At 42.9% G+C, this 19,294-nt stretch carries 19 protein-coding genes; all 19 read right to left on the reverse strand.

The features are described from left to right. Positions 1 to 301 precede the first annotated feature (301 nt). Positions 302 to 661 carry a 50S ribosomal protein L19 gene (gene rplS, locus IE039_RS04465; protein WP_010001800.1) on the reverse strand — a complete coding sequence of 120 codons (360 nt, stop codon included), beginning with the start codon at positions 659 to 661 and terminating at the stop codon, positions 302 to 304. A 120-nt stretch (positions 662 to 781) separates the two neighbouring features. Then, complete coding sequence (locus IE039_RS04470; RefSeq protein ID WP_010003507.1) at positions 782 to 2,482, reverse strand: phospho-sugar mutase; 1,701 nt, start codon at positions 2,480 to 2,482, stop codon at positions 782 to 784. A gap of 46 nt (positions 2,483 to 2,528) precedes the next feature. Further along, complete coding sequence (locus IE039_RS04475; RefSeq protein ID WP_010003506.1) at positions 2,529 to 3,185, reverse strand: DedA family protein; 657 nt, start codon at positions 3,183 to 3,185, stop codon at positions 2,529 to 2,531. 63 nt (positions 3,186 to 3,248) lie between these two features. Further along, entirely contained in the window at positions 3,249 to 4,703 is a 1,455-nt protein-coding gene (gene gtfA, locus IE039_RS04480) for a sucrose phosphorylase (protein WP_010003505.1), read from the reverse strand. A 91-nt stretch (positions 4,704 to 4,794) separates the two neighbouring features. Continuing rightward, entirely contained in the window at positions 4,795 to 6,003 is a 1,209-nt protein-coding gene (locus IE039_RS04485) for an MFS transporter (protein ID WP_048701475.1), read from the reverse strand. A 258-nt stretch (positions 6,004 to 6,261) separates the two neighbouring features. After that, on the reverse strand, positions 6,262 to 7,218 hold the full coding sequence (trxB, locus tag IE039_RS04490; RefSeq protein ID WP_029509641.1) for a thioredoxin-disulfide reductase: 957 nt from the start codon (positions 7,216 to 7,218) through the stop codon (positions 6,262 to 6,264). Between the two features lie 78 nt (positions 7,219 to 7,296). Then, complete coding sequence (gene galU, locus IE039_RS04495) at positions 7,297 to 8,169, reverse strand: UTP--glucose-1-phosphate uridylyltransferase GalU (protein ID WP_010003298.1); 873 nt, start codon at positions 8,167 to 8,169, stop codon at positions 7,297 to 7,299. Between the two features lie 48 nt (positions 8,170 to 8,217). Then, a complete protein-coding gene (locus IE039_RS04500) occupies positions 8,218 to 9,228 on the reverse strand; it encodes an NAD(P)H-dependent glycerol-3-phosphate dehydrogenase (protein ID WP_010003300.1) in 1,011 nt (336 codons plus the stop codon). Next, complete coding sequence (gene hprK / locus IE039_RS04505) at positions 9,221 to 10,183, reverse strand: HPr(Ser) kinase/phosphatase (protein ID WP_010003302.1); 963 nt, start codon at positions 10,181 to 10,183, stop codon at positions 9,221 to 9,223. The genes IE039_RS04500 and hprK overlap by 8 nt, the downstream gene beginning before the upstream one ends. Positions 10,184 to 10,205: 22 nt before the next feature. Then, entirely contained in the window at positions 10,206 to 10,541 is a 336-nt protein-coding gene (locus IE039_RS04510; RefSeq protein WP_010003303.1) for a phage holin family protein, read from the reverse strand. Between the two features lie 184 nt (positions 10,542 to 10,725). Next, on the reverse strand, positions 10,726 to 11,400 hold the full coding sequence (phoU, locus tag IE039_RS04515) for a phosphate signaling complex protein PhoU (RefSeq protein ID WP_010003304.1): 675 nt from the start codon (positions 11,398 to 11,400) through the stop codon (positions 10,726 to 10,728). Positions 11,401 to 11,418: 18 nt separating this feature from the next. Continuing rightward, the gene (gene pstB / locus IE039_RS04520) at positions 11,419 to 12,189 is read right to left on the reverse strand and encodes a phosphate ABC transporter ATP-binding protein PstB (RefSeq protein ID WP_010003305.1); all 771 of its coding nucleotides are present in this window, start codon (positions 12,187 to 12,189) and stop codon (positions 11,419 to 11,421) included. Further along, positions 12,186 to 13,025, reverse strand: coding sequence for a phosphate ABC transporter ATP-binding protein PstB (gene pstB / locus IE039_RS04525; RefSeq protein WP_010003307.1), 840 nt, complete (start codon positions 13,023 to 13,025; stop codon positions 12,186 to 12,188). Before pstB (IE039_RS04525) ends, pstB (IE039_RS04520) begins: the two co-directional genes overlap by 4 nt. Positions 13,026 to 13,107: 82 nt before the next feature. Further along, a complete protein-coding gene (gene pstA, locus IE039_RS04530) occupies positions 13,108 to 13,992 on the reverse strand; it encodes a phosphate ABC transporter permease PstA (protein ID WP_010004353.1) in 885 nt (294 codons plus the stop codon). Next, positions 13,992 to 14,915: a phosphate ABC transporter permease subunit PstC gene (gene pstC / locus IE039_RS04535; protein ID WP_189428801.1), complete on the reverse strand. Its 924-nt coding sequence runs from the start codon at positions 14,913 to 14,915 to the stop codon at positions 13,992 to 13,994. Before pstC ends, pstA begins: the two co-directional genes overlap by 1 nt. A gap of 95 nt (positions 14,916 to 15,010) precedes the next feature. Beyond that, positions 15,011 to 15,892, reverse strand: a complete 882-nt coding sequence (locus IE039_RS04540; protein WP_029509635.1) for a phosphate ABC transporter substrate-binding protein PstS family protein — start codon at positions 15,890 to 15,892, stop codon at positions 15,011 to 15,013. Positions 15,893 to 15,997: 105 nt separating this feature from the next. Then, the gene (locus IE039_RS04545; protein ID WP_189428802.1) at positions 15,998 to 17,353 is read right to left on the reverse strand and encodes a sensor histidine kinase; all 1,356 of its coding nucleotides are present in this window, start codon (positions 17,351 to 17,353) and stop codon (positions 15,998 to 16,000) included. 68 nt (positions 17,354 to 17,421) lie between these two features. Further along, positions 17,422 to 18,330 (reverse strand): phosphate ABC transporter substrate-binding protein, encoded by a 909-nt coding sequence (locus IE039_RS04550; protein ID WP_189428803.1) that lies wholly within the window; start codon positions 18,328 to 18,330, stop codon positions 17,422 to 17,424. A 178-nt stretch (positions 18,331 to 18,508) separates the two neighbouring features. After that, positions 18,509 to 19,198, reverse strand: coding sequence for a response regulator transcription factor (locus IE039_RS04555; RefSeq protein ID WP_029509632.1), 690 nt, complete (start codon positions 19,196 to 19,198; stop codon positions 18,509 to 18,511). Positions 19,199 to 19,294 lie beyond the last annotated feature (96 nt).

The raw sequence follows: 19,294 nt of genomic DNA on the forward strand, positions 1-19,294 counted from the left end.
AAAAAACCCCTGACCGAAGAGGGCAATGGTCAGGGGATGATAACTGTAGCTATCGATTTATCAATCAGTAATTGGGGGGCTGATTGAAACATTACTAGGGGAGTAATGAAACTCAAATATCTTTGAGTATATTTTTATTATATACCTTCATGCGATTTTTGCATATATCACAACTTTTGCTATTATATTACGCCTCTATGACAAGTCCATATCCCATATTATTTTCCCGTGTCCCAAAAAATCCGGTGGAATTGCCGGTATTTTAATATAAAAAAGACACCTCACGGTGTCTTTTCTCGGATTATACGTCGCGACGACGTTCCTTGATACGTGCTGCCTTACCTTGCAAAGCGCGGAGGTAGTACAACTTGGCACGACGAACGGCACCATAGCGTACAACTTCAATCTTATCAACACGTGGTGAGTGCAATGGGAACGTACGTTCCACACCAACACCAGATGAGATCTTACGCACTGTGTAAGTTGCTTGAATACCAGCACCCTTACGCTTGATAACAACACCTTCGAACAATTGGATACGTTCACGTGAACCTTCGACGATCTTAGCGTACACTTTAACAGTGTCACCAGCGCGGAAGTCAGGGATGTCAGAACGCAATTGTACTGATGTAACGTTTTCTAAAATACTGTTTTGACGCATTGGTCATTCTCCTAGCCGACAATCTTACACTTGCCCTCAGGCTAAACGCACAGCGGATTGTCGTTAATATTGCCTTACGGCTTTCCTTAGTGTAACAAATAATTCATGCCATGTCTAGGACTATTTTGTATAAGTCATCAAATCTGCTGTGATCGTGTCAATTTTGGCTTGTGAAGCAGCTTGTGAATCAGAAGTGACCCCAATATAGAACTTCAGCTTTGGTTCAGTCCCTGATGGGCGCACAGCCACCCATGAGCCGTCAGCTAACCAATACTTCAAGACATTAGCTTTTGGCTGTGTCAATGTTGTGACTTGGCCGTCAGCATCAGTTTCTAGACCAGTTGAGAAGTCTTGCACGCGGCTAACAGCAATCCCTCCAATCGTTTCCGGTTGATGATCACGGAACTTGGCAATGATTTTTGCCATATCGTCATTGCCATGCACACCTGGGAAGTCCAAACTAATCGTCTTTTCTTCAAAATAGCCGTACTTATCAAACAAGGCTTGCAAACCATCTGCAAATGTTTGGCCTTGTGACTTATAGTAAGCCGCTACTTCTGCAAACAACACGAGGGCTTGAATGGCATCTTTATCGTGGGCAAAAGGCTTAACCAGGTAGCCAAAACTCTCTTCAAAACCAAATAAGAACGTCTTTTCTTGTGTTGCTTCATATTCGTCAATGGTTGCCGCGATGTACTTAAAACCAGTCAACACATCAGCTGTTGTCACGCCAAAGCTCTCAGCAATCTTTGAGGCAAAACGTGACGACACAATTGACGTCACAATCGCCCCATTATCTGGCAATGTGCCGGTGTTTTGCTTAGCCGTTAACAAATAATTCACCAAAACAGCGGCAATTTGGTTACCAGTCAAGACTTGGAAAGTTCCATCGGCTAAACGAACAGCAGCCCCCATCCGATCAGCATCGGGATCTGTGGCAACGACCGCATCGGCACCTGTTTCCTTAGCGTAAGCAATGGCCATTTCTAATGCCGCTGCATCTTCTGGGTTTGGCTTGGCAACAGTTGGAAAGTCGCCATCAATCACAGCTTGTTCTTTCACAATCGTATAGTTGGTAAAGCCTGCTTGTTGCAAAGCCTTTTCCCCAATGTATTGCCCGGTGCCGTGAAGTGGTGAGTAGACAAACTTTAACGATTGCCCTTCTTTAGCAACCAATTCAGGATCAACCGTGACTGTCTTCATAGCTGCCAAATATTGCTCGTCAATGGCTTGATCAATCACTTCAACGTAAGTTTGGTCTTCATCAAGGGCAATATTAAAGATATCAGAAATGCCCGCTAATTCGTTAACAACCGCATCAACGGCTTCCGGTACCATTTGGCCACCATCTTCACCATAAACCTTATAGCCATTGTATTCCTTGGGATTGTGTGATGCCGTAATCATGATACCAGCAAATGTCCCCAATTCTCGCACAGCAAAAGACAGTTCCGGCGTTGGCCGCAAGCTGCTAAAGAGATAGACTTTGATTTGATGTGCTGACAAAACTTTAGTTGCGTCAGCTGCAAATTCAGGTGAAAAATGGCGTGAATCAAAGCTAATCACAACGCCACGCTTTTTCGCTTCTTCCCCTTGTGACGCAATATAACGCGCTAAGGCTTCGGTAACTTGGCGTACCGTGAAGATGTTCATTCGGTTAGTTCCCGCACCCAAAACACCACGCATACCTGCTGTTCCAAAGCTCAAATTTTGATAAAAAGCTTCTTCTTGCTGCTCTGGTGTATATGAGGCAAGCTCATCGGCCAAATAGTCAGGCAAATCTGCCGCTTGCCACTGTGCTAAAGTTTCTTGATAATGCATGATTTTCTCCTATAACTTATCTCATCATAATTATAACAAACGCAACCTATTTCCGAACTAATAAGTTCAAGACGGCGCGTCGTATCTTTGGTGAACGTAACCCAACAATCAAGGCAACCGCTATGACCACCAGCCCAATCGTGAGCCATTCGTGCGGGATGGCCAAATGGCCGATAAAATAACCCAGGGATGTGATGGTAAACGCCCATAAAAAGCTAGCAAACGCTGCCATTTTAATATAACTGGCAAAAGGCAATCCCAAACGTTGCGCCAACAATGGTACCGCCACGCGAATAAACGGTAAAAAGCGCCCTAATACAATGAACAATAACCACCGTTTGGGATGGAAATCGACTGCCAAGCGATCAATGACGCCGCCCGATAGATACTTTTTTAAAAAGGGAATACGACCAATCTGTCGGGTTAAAAAGCCCCCAAACCAGTAGTTCACAGCATCACCACAAAGTGACGCCAAACCAAACACCAAACAATCTGCTAATAGCTCCCACAGATTATGATGTAAGCCTGCAACACTCCCTACCGATGTCAAAATCGTATCGCCAGGAATAAAACCCGTGACAATACCGGCTGTTGCAATAAAAATTAGCAGAAACATCACGACAAATTTTGACCACGCAAAGGCTTGATCTGCTGACAGAATATGATTAATGACAGTTGGTAAGTTTGTAGCTAATATGATCATAGACAGGCCCTTTTCCTTGCCTTAATTATATACTAAAAAAAGCGCCAAAGCGCTTTGGTTACATTAAGCCTGTGTATTGAAAATTTCTTTATCGTTTTCAGTGACTTTGAATTGCTTTGTCGCAAAGTCAGCTGTCAAAACGGCAGTTGTTTGACCATCAGCTGATGTACGTGTAATTGTCAAATCATTGTCACCGTTGTTTTCAACCTTAATCTCCCCATCAAGATCAAAGGCTGAGCTTGTGTTACGGAAGCGAAGCAAGTCAAACAAGTTTGACACAACTGGACGCTTAACTGTTTCAGCAATTTCTTCAAGGTCGTAATAGTGACGGTTGATGTTACGGCCTTCCTTTGTGCTTTCCAACAATTCAAGGTCGTTTTCACCTGCCAACAAACCAACGTAATAAACTTGTGGGATACCTGGTGCAAAGATTTGTGTCGCACGTGCTAGCAAGTAAGCGGCATCGTCATTACCCAAAGCTGAGTAATAAGTTGTATTAATTTGGTAAATATCCAAGTTATTGTAGGCTGCTGATGAGAAGATCTTCTTCACGTTAGCCCCAACCTTGTACATTTCTTCTGTTGTAAAGTCTGTTTCTTCTTGTGTCAACAAGTCCTTGGCATCAACAACACCAATACCATCGTGTGTATCCAATGTTGTAAATTGCTTCATTGGGCTTTGACGCAACCAATCAGCCAAACGGTTTGTCCTACCTGAATAAAGTGAGTACAACGTAATCAATGGCAACGCAAAGTCATATGAATACATGTCGTGATCCGTAATCTTGCGCACAATCTTGTAGTGTTCATGGATTTCTGGCAAAACTTCAGAACCTTCTGCTGCCAAGATTTCACGTACTTCGTTCAAAACGTCCCAGATTTCTGGTTCAACGAAGAAGTCGTTTGTATCCAACTTCTTGATAGCGTAAGCAAAGGCATCCAAACGAATCACTGACGCACCATGACGGGCAAGGTTAATCAATGAATCCTTGATGAATTGCTTTGTCACTGGCTTTGTGACATCCAAATCCATTTGTTGGTCACCGAATGTGTTCCAAACTTGGTCTGTTGTGCCGTCCGCAAATGTTACGGGCGCAAATGGTGCCTTATCCTTACGCTTATAAATCAAATCGATATCTTCGGCTGTTGGACGGTTTTCAGGCCAGAATTCAGAATACTTCAAGAACATGTCATAGTATTCTGAGTCTTCCTTCTTTTCTAAGAAGTCTTGGAAATACTTTGATTGTGGTGAAATGTGGTTCAACATGAAGTCAAACATCAAGTAGTACTTCTCAGCTAACTTGTCAATGTCAGACCAGTCCCCAAACTTTGGATCAACTGTTTCATATTCTTCAGGGGCAAAGCCACGGTCGCCTGTTGATGGGAAGAATGGCAAAACGTGGACACCACCAACAACACCATCCAATTCATTTGACAACACTTGATCTAATTCCTTCAAATTCTTACCAAGTGAGTCAGCATATGTAATGAGCATCACTTCATTGGTGAGCTTTTTCATGTTCGTTCTCCTTTATTTACGCTTAATTACGCTGTTTATTGTTCAGTTCATGCTACTTGTATGGCGCCGCAAGTTGGCGCCCAATATGATTTTAAGCCTTCTTTTTGCGGTTGATAATCAAGGTGATAACCGTTAAACCAAGTAGGATAAAGGCCAAAACCGGTGTTGTTGTATAAGCTGCGGAATCCGCATTACGTGTTGGATTTCCCAAAATACCCGACATCAGTGACAAGACAAATGGTTCAACGAACACGCCAACGTTAAAGCCAATCAAGATAATTGATGTGACCAATGGTTGCTTTTTCAAAGGTGCCAATTGTGGTAATTGACTAAAAATAAATGGTGAGATCAGTTGCATTGGGAAACCAATCAACAAAACCCCAATTGTCAAAATAATAAAATTTTGGTTTGAAAAGGCCACTAAGAAGTTTGAGACCGCCATCAACAATAGGCCAACCTGTAACGTATAACGACCAAAGATTTTTTGAACTGTCCCATACAAGATACCACCCATCATAGCCGCAACCAGCATGAAGGAAAGAATCGTTGAAACCACCATACCGTTAACCCCAACATTTTGAGCCATGAATGGGAAACTCAATTGAATGGCCATATAGTCAATTACCAAGAAGGCTGCAAAGAATGCCAAGACCCAAACCATTGGGCTCATCTTAGTTGCTGGACGAATAGCTGGCGTTGTCTTGTCATCTTTTGCTTCTGCTTCCGCCTCTGCTTCATTGACCATGTCTGATGTTTCAGGCACTTGACGATAAAAGAGGTAAAGAATTGGGAAGGCTAAGAGATAAACCAAGAAAGTCATTTGCCAACCAAAGGCCAACAACAATCCGGCAATAAACGTCAAAACTGCTTGACCAATTTGTTCAACCGCAGCACGCCAGCCCAACATCGTTGCTCGCGTTTGGCCTTGGTACATCACTGCAATCATTGACACAGCCAATGAATTGAAAATACCTAAACCAGCCCCGAGGACCATGCGTGATACTAAAATAACGGGATAAGATGCGACGAACAATGGCACCGCACCTGCAACACCGACCAAAATCATCCCCAGCGCAATTGTCTTCTTATCCCCCAACTTTGCTGCGATAAAAGCACTAAATAGGACAAATATCGTCACAAAGATAGATGGTGTTGTTGATAACGCTTGCGCCTCCGTTGCCGTAACGCCAAGGGCTTCTGCCATTTGTGGCAAGGCACCGTTGATGGCGTAAGCACTTGTTAACATAAATGAAATACCTAAAAAGGCAATTTTAGTGAGCCATTTATCCTGACTTCTCATGACATTCTCCTCAAAATCTGATTAAAACCGGTTCCAATTTTTTCAAACAAAACATGCTTTGTGCATTTCTACACAAGTAATTATAATATCCCGATTTTTAAATGTCAAACGTTTTCCAAATGTAATAAATAGTGTAAAACTTTCAGAAAATTACATTTTCTTACATTGTTATTATAACTATCATTTAGGAATTTATATTAAAATTATACGCTGTTCTTTTTGGCTAAAATAAAAAAGCAAATTTTAACAATTTGCTTTTCATTGCGCCGTCGGCGCTGCTGATTTTGACGGTAATTGGCTAATATAAGTGTAAGCCCCTTGGCCCGCAATCCCACCTTCTCCGACAGCTGTCGTAATTTGGCGGAGATCTTTGGCACGGACGTCACCGATTGCAAAAATACCAGGAATGGCAGTTTGCATCTTGTCGTCCGTGATAATCCAACCTTCATCATCAGTAATATTCAAATTTTCAAAACCTTGTGTATTGGGCTTTAAGCCAACATAAATAAAGACACCACTCGCATCAATATGTGATACTTCTTGCGTTTGGTTGTTGATGACATCAAGACCCGTCACCTTTTCACCGTCACCAGTAATCGCGAGCACTTCAGTAAACCAATTAAATGCCATTTTGTCATTAGCAAAAGCACGGTCTTGAATAATTTGTTGCGCACGCAACTTATCGCGACGATGCAATACAGTGACTGACTTGGCCAAGTTTGTCAGATATAGTCCCTCTTCAATAGCAGAATCACCGCCACCAACAACGACAACATCTTCATTACGGAAAAAGGCACCATCACAGACCGCACAGTAGCTGACACCACGGCCTTGATAGTCTTCTTCGCCATCTTTACCTAAATGAATATGCTCAGAACCAGTCGCAATAATCACAACTTTAGCCTTATAGTCACCCATATCCGTATGAATGAGCTTGTCTTCACCATCTAACGTGATTTCTTCAACCATGCCAAAGCCATATTCCGCACCAAATTGTGTTGATGAGGCATACATTTTCTCGGCCAAATCTGGTCCCAAAATCGAGTCAAAACCTGGATAGTTTTCAACTTCAGCCGTATTATTCATTTGGCCACCATAAATGCCACGGTCTAACATCAAAACGGAAAGATCGGCACGTGATGCATAGGTTGCCGCCGTCATGCCGGCTGGACCCGCACCAATAATCACAACATCATATTGCTTATAGTCTGTCAATTTGTTGCCCTCATTTCACTTACTTTTTGTTAATCCTATTCTACACGACACAACTGGATTTGTCTCGTGATTTGAATTTTACAACTTGGCAGCAAGTTCCTTGATGTAGGCGCGTAATTGATCTTTGGTTTGTGGGTGCTTCAAGCCAAATTCAATATTAGTTTCCAAGAAACCAATCTTTGAGCCAATGTCATAACGGTTTCCCTTGAATTCATGGGCATAAACGTGTTGACGATTATTCAATGAATCAATGGCATCCGTTAATTGGATTTCACCACCCTTACCAGGCGCTGTGTTTTCAAGTTCTTCAAAAATTTCCGGTGTTAACAAGTAACGTCCAATAATGGCCAAGTCAGAAGGCGCATCTTCTGGCTTAGGCTTTTCCACGAACGTCTTAACCCGGAAGAGATCCTTTGAAGCTTCAGCGGCTGGGTCAATCACCCCGTATTCTGACACTTGGTCATGTGGTACTTTCATCACCGCCAAAGTTGATTCACCAGTTTCTTCATAACGGTCAATCAATTGCTTTGTCAATGGCACATCATCTTCCATCAAATCATCACCAAGTAACACGACGAAAGGTTCATCCCCAATAAAGGCCTTGGCTGTTAAGACCGCATCCCCTAAGCCCTTTGGGTGTGACTGACGAATAAAGTACATGTTAATGTCCGTTGTTTCTTGCACAATCTTAAGTAATTCGTCCTTACCTTTTTCGCGCAAGTTGTTTTCCAATTCCGGATTTGAATCAAAGTGGTCTTCAATTGATCGCTTTGACTTGCCATCAACAATCACAATCTCTTCGATACCTGAGGCAATCGCTTCACGCACGATATATTCAATCGTTGGTGTATCAACAATTGGTAACATTTCCTTTGCCAAAGCTTTTGTGGCTGGCAAAAAACGTGTCCCAAGTCCTGCTGCTGGAATAATTGCCTTACGTACTGGTTTCATAATTTATAACTCGCTTTCCTTTTCCTCAACCTAACACAACAATCATGCCTAATCTTCAGATTTTAGTGGCCGCGCCATCAAATCAGCAATTGCTTGTGCTAACGGTTTGTCTTCATACAACACTTGATAAATCGCCGTTGTAATCGGCATATCAACTTGATAAGTTTGGGCAAAATCGTACACGGCCTTTGTCGTGTTCACGCCTTCAATCACCATGCCCATGTCTTCGGTGACTTGGGCCAGTGTTTTGCCTTGCCCAAGTCCCATACCCGCGCGATAGTTGCGCGAATTGGGTGACATACCGGTGACGATTAAGTCCCCGATACCCGCTAATTCATAGAGGGTTTCCTCTTTAGCACCCATGGCTAACCCAAGCGCCCGCATTTCTACTAAACTACGTGTCAATAAGGCAGCTTGTGCATTAGCGCCATACCCTAGTCCGACTAATGCGCCTGAGCCGATGGCAACAATATTTTTCAAGGCTGCAAACAACTCTGAACCAAGCAAATCATGGTTGGTATAAGCACGGAAGGTTTGGTTTGACAAAACTGTTTGCAACAACTTAGCTGCTGCTTCGTCCTCACTCCCAATTGACACCGCCGTTAGATCATGTCGGATAACATCTTCAGCGTGTGACGGTCCTGATACCACAGCAATCGCTGATCGATAAGCAGCTGGTACTTCTTCCGCCATCATTTCAGAAATACGCTTGTAAGTGCCTTGCTCAAGCCCTTTCGTGGCGTGTGCCAAAATCACGGTCTGTTGTTGCGCCACTAAGACGTCAGCCAATTGTTGGGCCACTTCACGAACCGCTTTAGTTGGTACCACACTCAAAACAATCTCAACATCCGCCACGGCTTCTGCCATGTCACTGGTGGCAACCAATTGTTCCGACAACTGTGCTTGCGGTAAATACTTGTCGTTGGTATGTTGCGTGTTGATTTCAACCGCTTGGTCTGGGTTATGTGTCCATAAACGCACATCATGCCCATTTTCTGCGGCGGTATTTGCTAAAGCTGTGCCCCAAGACCCTGCTCCGAATACGGCCAGTTTAGTCATGTTTGTTCTCCAAATCTTTCTTTTCGTTCTTGGCCATTTCAGCAGCCATCCGTGCTTCAAGCGTTTTGAGCGGATCAATGCCCATATTAGCCGTACGGAATTTAACTGCGGCCGCATCAATCACACTCGACGTATTACGTCCAGGTGTGACCGGCACAACCATACGCTTGATTTTCACGCCTAAAATTTCCAACGTATCATTATCATTGCCCAAGCGATCAAAGTTCGCTTCACCAATTTTACCGTTTGAGAGATGAATATTCACCGCAATCGTGGCGTGTGAACGCACGGCTACAGCACCGTAAACTTGTTGCACGTCAATAATGCCGACACCACGTACTTCCATCATATTACGAAGTACGTCGCTTGGTTCGCCAATCAAACGTTCTTCATCTTCTTGATAAATATCCACGCGATCATCGGCAACTAAACGGGCCTTATCTTGTTGAATCAATTCCAGCGCTGCTTCGGTTTTACCAATCCCGGCATCTCCAGTAATCAACACACCTAAGCCATACACGTCAATCAAAACGCCGTGTACACTCTCGCGGGGTGATAATTGGCCACCCAAATAGTAAGTCATATTCGATAAAATACGCGACGATGTCAGAGTTGACGTCAAAATTGGAATATGTGCCTCTTCCGCTGCTTGCTTTAACTCGTCACTGATAGGCAACCCCGTTGACACCACAAAAGCTGGGGTCGTCACATCGGCCATCCGGCGATAAACCATCAAGAGTTCATCGTGTCCCATCCGTTCAGAAAAGGATGTTTCAGTAATCCCAAGCAATTGCACACGTTCGGGCGCATAATAATTAAAATACCCTGTCATTTCTAGGCCAGGTCGGGAAATATCGGCGGTTGTAATTGGCCGATCTAAATACTGCTCCCCAGACACAATCTCTAACTTGGTATGATCAACCAACTGTTTTACTGTCACTGAATTCTGTATCATACTACTATCTTTCTCAATCTATTTATACATCAGAGGTCAAGATTGTATTCACAATCGATAACACAATGGCCATTAAAATTGCCCAGCCAAAACCGGCAAACGTAAAACCACCTACCAACCATGCCGTCATTTCTAATAGCAACGCATTAATAACAATCGTAAATAAACCAAAAGTCATGATGTTGAGTGGCAACGTTAAGAGTAATAATACTGGCTTAATCAGCATGTTTAGCAGTGCCAATACAAAGGCCGCCCCTAGAGCCGTCAGCCAGTTCTCAACGCTAAAACCGCTAGGAAATAGCGCGGCTGTCACCATAAAGACAATCATCGTGGTGACTAATCTTGCGATAAATGGCATAGGCCCCTCCAGTCAATCGTGTAAGCGCTTTAAACATTGATATAAAGCATCTTATCGGAAACGTTATAAATTTATTATACCAAATATTTAAATATGATGAGTAGAAAAAATGACTGAACGGGTTGTTCAGTCATTTTTCTGCCATCATTGTCACAAAACTGAGCGCAATGATGGGAAGTATATATTAAATAAAGTAGTTGTAACCAGGGTTTAATTCAATAATTTTACCTGTACGCTTATAAACGATCCACTCGGCAATATCGATGGTATAGTCACCGATACGCTTCAAGTACCCAGCAATCACCAAATAATCAGCCGCTGAATCGACAAGTTCTGGATCATCTTTCATGCCTTTTACGGAATCCAAACGAACCTTCGCTGCCCGATTTGACCATGATTGGTTTTCTTCAGCGATTGTTTCCGCGCCTAAAGCGTCATTTTTAACGTAGTAATCCATCACACGAGAAACCATCGTTGCCACTTGTTCACCGATTTCACCCAATTCTTTTTCGACACTGGCAATATGCTTAGTGCCTTTCACACGAATCGTTGAATTGGCAATGTTACGCGCTTGATCACCCATACGTTCTAGAACTGATACAGCCTTTAAAATCGTCACGATTTCACGCAAATCAGTCGTCACGGGTTGATACAACGCGATCATTTCAAATGTCTTCTTTTCAATGGCTGCTTCGCGTTCATTAATCTTATGATCATTTTCCAAAATGGCTTTCGCCCCTTCACGATCATGATCGACAAATGATTGCACTGCCTTTTGAATGGTTTGGGCGACAAGCATCCCCATTTCTGTAAATGAATTATCTAAGTCAGCTAATTCTTCATCAAATAAACGTCGCATATTGTTTCTCCTTTATGCTTAGCCAAAACGGCCACTGATGTAATCTTGTGTTTCTTGGCGCTGTGGGTTTAAGAAGATGTTTTTCGTGGCATCCACTTCAATCAAATTACCACTTAGGAAAAAGGCCGTGCGATCTGATAGACGTGATGCTTGAGACATCGAATGGGTCACAATAATCATCGCATAATCATTTCTTAAATTCAACAACGTTTCTTCAATGTTGTGACTTGATACGGGATCCAAAGCTGATGTTGGTTCATCTAACAGCAACAACTCTGGTGAGGTAGCCAGCACACGAGCAATCGATACACGTTGCTGTTGGCCACCTGATAAGCCTAACGCTGACTTATGCAAATCATCTTTCACTTCATCCCAAACGGATGCTTGACGTAGCGCTTTTTCAACGGCTTCATCTAGCACCGTTTTATCGCGAACACCGTCTAAGCGCAACCCAAAGATGACATTTTCATAGATTGAAAATGGAAATGGATTAGGTTGTTGGAAGACCATCCCAATGCGCTTACGCAACTCAACTGTATCAGTTGTTGGGGCATAAATATTGGTGCCATTACAGTCAAATGTCCCTGTGACTGTAATGTTATCTTCCAAATCATGCATTCGGTTTAACGCCCGCAAATAAGTGGACTTTCCTGATCCAGAAGGGCCAATGAGCGCCGTAATGCCTTTTTCTGGAAATGAGAGGTTAATGCCATGCAAGGCCTCTTTTTTACCGTACCATAATTTCACATCGCGCGTTTCAAGAATATTCTTTTGTGTACTCTCTGTCATCCGAAGTTCCCCGATATATAATCATTTGTTAGCGCAACTTTTGGTCGTGTAAAGATTTTACGTGTTAAATCATATTCAATGACTTTTCCCATGTGGAAGAACGCCGTGTAATCACTGATACGCGCTGCTTGTTGCATGTTGTGCGTCACGATAATGATCGTATACTTGTTTTTCAACTCAAGCAGTGTGTCTTCAACTTGTGCTGACGAAATTGGGTCAAGCGCACTTGACGGTTCATCAAGCAACAAAATATCTGGCTTCAATGCCAATGCACGAGCAATCACCAATCGTTGAGCTTGTCCACCTGACAAAGCAAGGGCTGACTTGTTTAATTCATCTTTCACTTCATCCCACAAAGCAGCTTGACGCAAACTCGTTTCAACAATTTCGTCTAATTCTTGCTTATTCGTCATCCCACGTTGTGTCAACGCAAAGGTAATGTTGTTATAAATTGACTTTGCAAACGGATTTGGGCGTTGGAATACCATGCCAATATGGCGGCGCATTTCGTACACATCAATCGCTTTTGTGTTAATATCAACACCGCGATACATAATGTTTCCTTTAACCGTGGCCACGCCATCGTTCATCCGGTTCAAAGACCGTAAAAAGGTTGATTTACCGGAACCAGAGGCCCCGATTAAACTCGTGATTTTGTAACGTTCAAACGATAAATCACCTTCACTCAAGGCCAAGTTATCACCATAATAAACTTGCAAATCATGTGTTGACAATGCAATTTCATGCTTTTCCGGTGACATCTTATAAATATAACGTTCAGGTGCCTCATCTGAAATAAATTCACTGACTGGTTTTAAATCAATCGTATTTGCCATTTTTTCTCCATAAAGCCTACAATCAGGCTGTCTTATTGCCTCGCAACTGACTGTGACAACTGTTTCTTGCAATTAACTCACATTAAGCACTGGTAAGCTTTTTGTGCAACTTTGTACCCAGCTTACGTGCACTGAAGTTAAACAATAAGACAACAATGATCAACACTGCTGAGGAACCAGCAGAAACTGCACTCACGTCGGGCATGATGCCTTCAGAATTAATTTTCCAAATGTGCACCGCCAAGGTTTCGGCCGGACGCATTGGGTTTAACGGACTAGAAATGTTGAACGGATTCCAGTCACTGAAGTTCAAAGCTGGGGCTGATTGTCCCGCTGTATAAATCAAAGCCGCCGCTTCACCAAACACACGGCCGGCAGACAAGACAACACCGGTAACAATTGAAGGTACCGCTGCTGGTAAGATGACATGAATCACTGTTTCCCAGCGTGATAGTCCCAATGCTGAGCCAGCTTCACGTTGTAAGTTTGGAATTTGTGCCAAACTGGTTTCAATTGAGCGTGTTAACAAAGGTAAGTTGAAGAATGTCAACGCAATCGCGCCAGACAAAATTGAAAAGCCAAAATGGAATTTCACGACGAACAACAAGAAACCAAACAAACCGACAACAACTGATGGCAATGAACTCAAAATTTCGATTGCTGTCCGAACCATGGTTGTCAAAGGTCCCTTGCGGGCATATTCATTCAAGTAAATTGCCGCAGCTAAAGCGATTGGAAAACTAATCGCCATCGCTAATACTAATAAGTAAAATGAGTTAAACAATTGTACGCCAATACCACCGCCAGCTTCAAAGGCTTTGGCTGGTGCCGTTAAGAAATGCCATGACAAGTGTGGTACGCCACGAACTAAAATAAAGGCGAGCATGGTCGCTAAGATTAGCGCAACAATCCCAGAAATCATATAAATGATGCCTGTGGCGATTTTATCAGCAGTTTTTGCATTCATTATTTCATTTCCCCTTTGCGTCCGATAGCCCGCACAATCAAGTTAAAGACAAGTGACATCAATAGCAAGATCATGGCCAAAGTCCACAAGACATTATTTTGTAGTGAGCCCATAACCGTGTTACCCATTCCCATCGTCAAGACAGATGTCAAGGTTGAGGCTGGTGAAATCAAGTTTTGTGGCATCAATGCCGCATTACCAATCACCATTTGTACGGCTAAGGCTTCACCAAACGCACGCGCCATACCGAAGACAATCGCTGTTAAGATACCTGGTGTAGCCGCACGCAAGATCACTTTATAAATCATTTGCCAACGGGTTGCCCCAATTGCCAAAGCTGATTCACGGTAATGACGTGGGACTGACTTCAACGTATCCACTGTCATTGACGTAATCGTTGGTAAGATCATGACGAATAACACAATGGTACCCGATAGGATACCAAACCCTGATCCACCAAACACTGTCCGAATAAATGGCACAACCACTGTTAAGCCGATGAAACCATAAACAACTGATGGAATACCAACCAGCAATTCAATAATTGGTTGCATGATTTTTGTACCACGCTTTTGCGCAATTTCAGTCATAAATAATGCCGTCCCAATTGCAAATGGTGTGGCAACAATTGCGGCTAAAAACGTCACCAAGAACGAGCCCATAATCATTGGCATCGCCCCGACATAAGGCTGCTTTGTTTGTGGATTAATCACTGATGGATTCCAAGTTGTGCCAAAGAGGAATCCTTTCACACTGACACCATCTTGGAAAAATGTTGATAGTCCACGACTCATAACGAAAGCAAAAATTGAAACGACCACAAGCACGATCAAGGCCAACGCAGACAAACTAATTGCCTGCCCCATTGCGTCTTGCTTCGTTGATTCTGACTTTTGCATCAACTTTTTTGTAATGTTATCCATTTTATCTCCAAAGTATTTGACGAGTGGTTACCCACTGTCTACTATATTTCAAATGCTGTTCTGATCTGACGTATGCATGATAACTACACGTCAGATTATTTTTTTATGATCTGGCCATCGACTTGACGGATAACTTGCATATCATGAACTGAGATATACCCTAGCTTTGGCACCAAAGTTTTTTGTATTTTTTCTGATGATAAATAATCCAAGAACTTGGCGACCTGCTTAGATGGGTTCCCCTTCGTATACACGTGCTCATACGACCAAATCGGATAGCGACCAGTGATGACATTGCTGTTAGTTGGCTTGACATGGTTAATTGTCGGTGCCACAACAGTATTGTTGATGTACCCAAAGGCTGCATAAGAGATAGCGCCAGGTGTTGTCGCAACAATTGACCGCACCATACCAGATGAATCTTGTTCTTGCGCTGAAGTACTCTTATCGCCCATCAAACCAAACTTTTCAAAGGTTGCCCGTGTCCCTGAGCCCGCTGCACGATTGATAATCACAATTGGCAAATCATGCCCACCGACTTGACGCCAGTTCTTGACTTTACCTGTGAAAATCTCACGTAGTTGCTGGGTGCTCAAGTTGGTCACCCCATTTTCTTTATTTAATAACGGTGTAATGCCGACAACAGCCACTTGATGATCGACTAGCTTAGTCGCATCAATTCCTGACTTTTCTTCGGCAAATACATCAGCGTTTCCTAAATCAACCGCGCCTTGTGCAACTTGACTTAGACCGGTACCCGTACCGCCACCCTGCACATTGACAAATGTTCCAAGATTAGCTTTCGTGTACTCTTCTCCGGCAGCTTCTACCAATGGTTGTAAGGCCGTTGAACCGACAGCCGTGATTGATGTGCCTGATGCACTTTTATCACGTGTAATGTAACCTGCGCCAATGGCCGCAATAAGACCCACGATGACGACTGTTGATACAATCATCCCGCGATGTGATTTCGACATGTTGATGCCTCCCAAGATTTAACTACAATAACTACTACTCTCCTATTATCTTAAAGTTTTGTAAATGTCATCGCGGGTGAATGTAAAGATTGTGTCAAGAAATATTTACAAAGGTAACGTCACACTGATTGTTGTGCCCACCGCAACTTGTGATTGTACTTTAATTTCACCATTGTGCTTATTAACAATTTCATTAACAATGGCTAAGCCTAAGCCTGTGCCACTAGCAATTTTGCGTTGTCGTGATTCATCCCCACGATAAAAACGTTCAAAAATTCGGGATTGTTGATTCGTCGGAATCCCGATGCCCGTATCTTTAACATTTAACTGCCAATGCTGATGATCCTTGTAAGCCGTCACGTGAATGTCCCCACCTTGGACGTTATATTTCACTGCATTAACAATCAAGTTTTGTAAAATCATTTCCACGTCTGTTTTGAGACCACGAATGATAAAATCATCAGGCACGTCATTGCGCAATTGCACGGCTTTAGTCTCCGCCAATGGCATCACATGCTGCCATTGTTCGGCCACCATATCATGAATCACTAACTCCGTCTGTACAGCCTCTCGCTTTTGTTGCACACGTGATAATGAGAGAATATCATTGACCAATGACGATAGCCGTTTGGCTTCCTGCGCCACAATAGCCAAAAACATCTCCCGCGTGGCTTGATCTGCGCCGGCCGGTCCTTGTAATGTTTCGATAAAACCCGTAATCGCCGTTAGCGGTGTTTTTAGCTCATGAGACGCATTCGCCAAAAAGTCAGACTGCATCCGCTCAACTTGTAAGACCGATGTTAAGTCATAAATAATGATCATGACTTCCGCATGTTTCAGATTACCTTGATGATACAAAGTGCTAACTTCGTACTGTTTCATATCGCCATTAATTTGTAAATTCAAAATCGATTGTTGATTTTTTTGCGTATTAAACGTTTGGGTAATCAGCTCAGAGAGCGTGAACTGTCGAATCACCATACTTTCGGCAATCGGCGTTTCAGGGCGTTGAATGCCCAACAGGTCAGCCGCCGTTTCATTAAACACATCAATGGTATGGGCGCGATTAATATTAATCACCCCAACTGGTAAACTCGCTAGCAATGAACGATAGTTCGTCACATCACGTTGTGCAGTTTGACGTGCTTGTTCGATCTGATGTTGCATCACATTAAATTGCTTGATCAAGGCGTAATAAGGCGATCCTGGTTCTGCCAACACGCCTCTTGGGGTCTCACCAGCAACCGTATCGGCCATCCGTTTTTCCATCACTGTTAATTCTTGTTGTTGGCGATTTTCCCAAAAATTAGCCCATAGTACAATGACAAAAGTTGCCAAAGTAATAATTAAAACAAGCAACAGCCACTGTCTTAAATGGAGCTGCAATAAACTACTCACGACGCCACAGAATACAAAATTGATAAACCAAAACGATAGAAATTTTAATATTTTTTTTGTCATTACCTTACTCCAATATCTCTATCATAACAAAAAAGCCCGCTGACGCGGACTTTGAAAAATGACTTAAATTAGTTTTTTGTAACCTTACCTGACGCATCACGTGTGACTTTCATATCCGTCAAACCAATGTAACCCAGCTTTGGTACGATTGACTTTTGTACTTCCTTAGTTGTGAAGTAATCCAAGAATGCCTTAGTGGCACCTGTCGCGTCACCCTTTGTATACATATGTTCGTATGCCCAAATTGGCCATGAATTGTCTTCAACATTCTTTGTATCAGGCGTTACCTTATCAATGTTAAGTGCCTTGATACCAGAAGCATCCAAGTAAGCAAAGGCTAGGTATGAAATAGCCCCTGGTGTGGTTGACACAATCTTTTGAACTGTACCGTTAGAATCTTGCTCTGTTGCTTGAACAGCATTTTGACCATCCAACACGTTCTTTTCAAAGACAGCACGTGTCCCTGAACCAGTCGCACGGTTAACCACAACGATCTTTTCGTCTTTACCGCCCACTTCTTTCCAGTTCGTAATCTTACCAGTGAAGATGTCACGCAATTGTGTCTTTGACAAATTTGACACTTGGACATCTGCGTTCACGACTGGTGCAATACCAACAACTGCGACTTTGTGATCCTTCAACTTAGAAGCATCAACACCAGACTTTTCTTCAGCAAAGACGTCCGAGTTACCGATTTGTGCTGAGCCACTAGCAACTTGACTCAAACCAGCACCTGAACCACCACCTTGAACTGTCACTGTCACACCAGGATTTTTTTGTTGGAATGACGTTGCAACTTGTTCCGCTAATGGTTGCAAGGCCGTCGATCCCAAGGCAAGCACCTTACCACTGAGGTTAGAAGTGGCTGTTTTTTGTGTGGCCTGCTTGGTTGTGCTCTTATTTGAATTGGCATACAATGCCACACCTGCTGCGATAACGACAACACCGCCGATAACACCGACAACTGCTTTGTTCATGAGTAATTCTCCCTTGTCTAAGGCTTCATTGAAGCGTATGTAGTGTAAACTTGGTTGTAGTAGTGGCTCTTGGGTGCCAGTCCTTGTTTACAAGTTATATACTACCGACGCTGTGTCAAAGAACTAGGCACAAACCTGTCATCGTTATGTAAATCATTGTAAAGTCATCTTTACGCAGTTAGACCACCATCGTGTAGCCGAAACCACGAACCGTTTTTAGGAGCACCGGCGACTTCGGGTTGGCTTCAATTTTTTCCCGTAAATTACTAATATGCATGTCGACCATACGGCTTTCACCCGTGTATTCATAGCCCCAGACCGCCGTTAAAATCGTTTCACGATCAATGACCCGTCCAATACGTTGGGCAAAATAGAGCAATAATTCATATTCTCGTGGCGTCAACGTCAAAATTTTATCAGCCTTAGTCACAACCTTTTTATTATCATCAATCACCAGATCCTGAATCTTAATGACATCCGCTTCTTCAGAGACTTGATGATCAACTTGTGAACGACGTAATACCGCCTTTAAACGCGCGATAACTTCTCTTGGGCTAAACGGCTTAGTAATATAATCATCTGCTCCAAGTTCTAGACCAAACACCCGATCAAATTCATCCCCTTTAGCAGTGACCAAAATCACTGGAGTACTAATCTTATCTTGACGTAAGGTTTTCAAAACCGTCATGCCATCCATGCCTGGTAACATCAAATCTAGCAAAATAGCATCGAATTGCTGTTGACTGGCTAATTGATAAGCCGTCTGGCCATCTTCTGCCACTGTGACGTCATAATTATTCTCTTCCAGGTTATATTGCAATAACGTTGAAATTGCTGCTTCATCATCCACTACTAAAATTTTTGTCATGATCCCAACACATCTTTTTTAATTAGGCAGATTGCAAGAAATAACTTGAACGAATTTAGTGACGTAGATTAAGTAAGAAGATCTCGATTGGTGTAT

It is taken from the genome of Leuconostoc lactis KCTC 3528 = DSM 20202, from assembly GCF_014651235.1.
GTDB classification, from domain to species: domain Bacteria; phylum Bacillota; class Bacilli; order Lactobacillales; family Lactobacillaceae; genus Leuconostoc; species Leuconostoc lactis.

Excerpts from the sequence above, each read along its gene's own strand:
- rplS (WP_010001800.1), bottom strand. The coding sequence starts at position 661 with ATGCGTCAAAACAGTATTTTAGAAAACGTTACATCAGTACAATTGCGT.
- IE039_RS04470 (WP_010003507.1), bottom strand. The coding sequence starts at position 2,482 with ATGCATTATCAAGAAACTTTAGCACAGTGGCAAGCGGCAGATTTGCCT.
- IE039_RS04475 (WP_010003506.1), bottom strand. The coding sequence starts at position 3,185 with ATGATCATATTAGCTACAAACTTACCAACTGTCATTAATCATATTCTG.
- gtfA (WP_010003505.1), bottom strand. The coding sequence starts at position 4,703 with ATGAAAAAGCTCACCAATGAAGTGATGCTCATTACATATGCTGACTCA.
- IE039_RS04485 (WP_048701475.1), bottom strand. The coding sequence starts at position 6,003 with ATGAGAAGTCAGGATAAATGGCTCACTAAAATTGCCTTTTTAGGTATT.
- galU (WP_010003298.1), bottom strand. The coding sequence starts at position 8,169 with ATGAAACCAGTACGTAAGGCAATTATTCCAGCAGCAGGACTTGGGACA.
- IE039_RS04500 (WP_010003300.1), bottom strand. The coding sequence starts at position 9,228 with ATGACTAAACTGGCCGTATTCGGAGCAGGGTCTTGGGGCACAGCTTTA.
- hprK (WP_010003302.1), bottom strand. The coding sequence starts at position 10,183 with ATGATACAGAATTCAGTGACAGTAAAACAGTTGGTTGATCATACCAAG.
- IE039_RS04510 (WP_010003303.1), bottom strand. The coding sequence starts at position 10,541 with ATGCCATTTATCGCAAGATTAGTCACCACGATGATTGTCTTTATGGTG.
- phoU (WP_010003304.1), bottom strand. The coding sequence starts at position 11,400 with ATGCGACGTTTATTTGATGAAGAATTAGCTGACTTAGATAATTCATTT.
- pstB (WP_010003305.1), bottom strand. The coding sequence starts at position 12,189 with ATGACAGAGAGTACACAAAAGAATATTCTTGAAACGCGCGATGTGAAA.
- pstB (WP_010003307.1), bottom strand. The coding sequence starts at position 13,025 with ATGGCAAATACGATTGATTTAAAACCAGTCAGTGAATTTATTTCAGAT.
- pstA (WP_010004353.1), bottom strand. The coding sequence starts at position 13,992 with ATGAATGCAAAAACTGCTGATAAAATCGCCACAGGCATCATTTATATG.
- pstC (WP_189428801.1), bottom strand. The coding sequence starts at position 14,915 with ATGGATAACATTACAAAAAAGTTGATGCAAAAGTCAGAATCAACGAAG.
- IE039_RS04540 (WP_029509635.1), bottom strand. The coding sequence starts at position 15,892 with ATGTCGAAATCACATCGCGGGATGATTGTATCAACAGTCGTCATCGTG.
- IE039_RS04545 (WP_189428802.1), bottom strand. The coding sequence starts at position 17,353 with ATGACAAAAAAAATATTAAAATTTCTATCGTTTTGGTTTATCAATTTT.
- IE039_RS04550 (WP_189428803.1), bottom strand. The coding sequence starts at position 18,330 with ATGAACAAAGCAGTTGTCGGTGTTATCGGCGGTGTTGTCGTTATCGCA.
- IE039_RS04555 (WP_029509632.1), bottom strand. The coding sequence starts at position 19,198 with ATGACAAAAATTTTAGTAGTGGATGATGAAGCAGCAATTTCAACGTTA.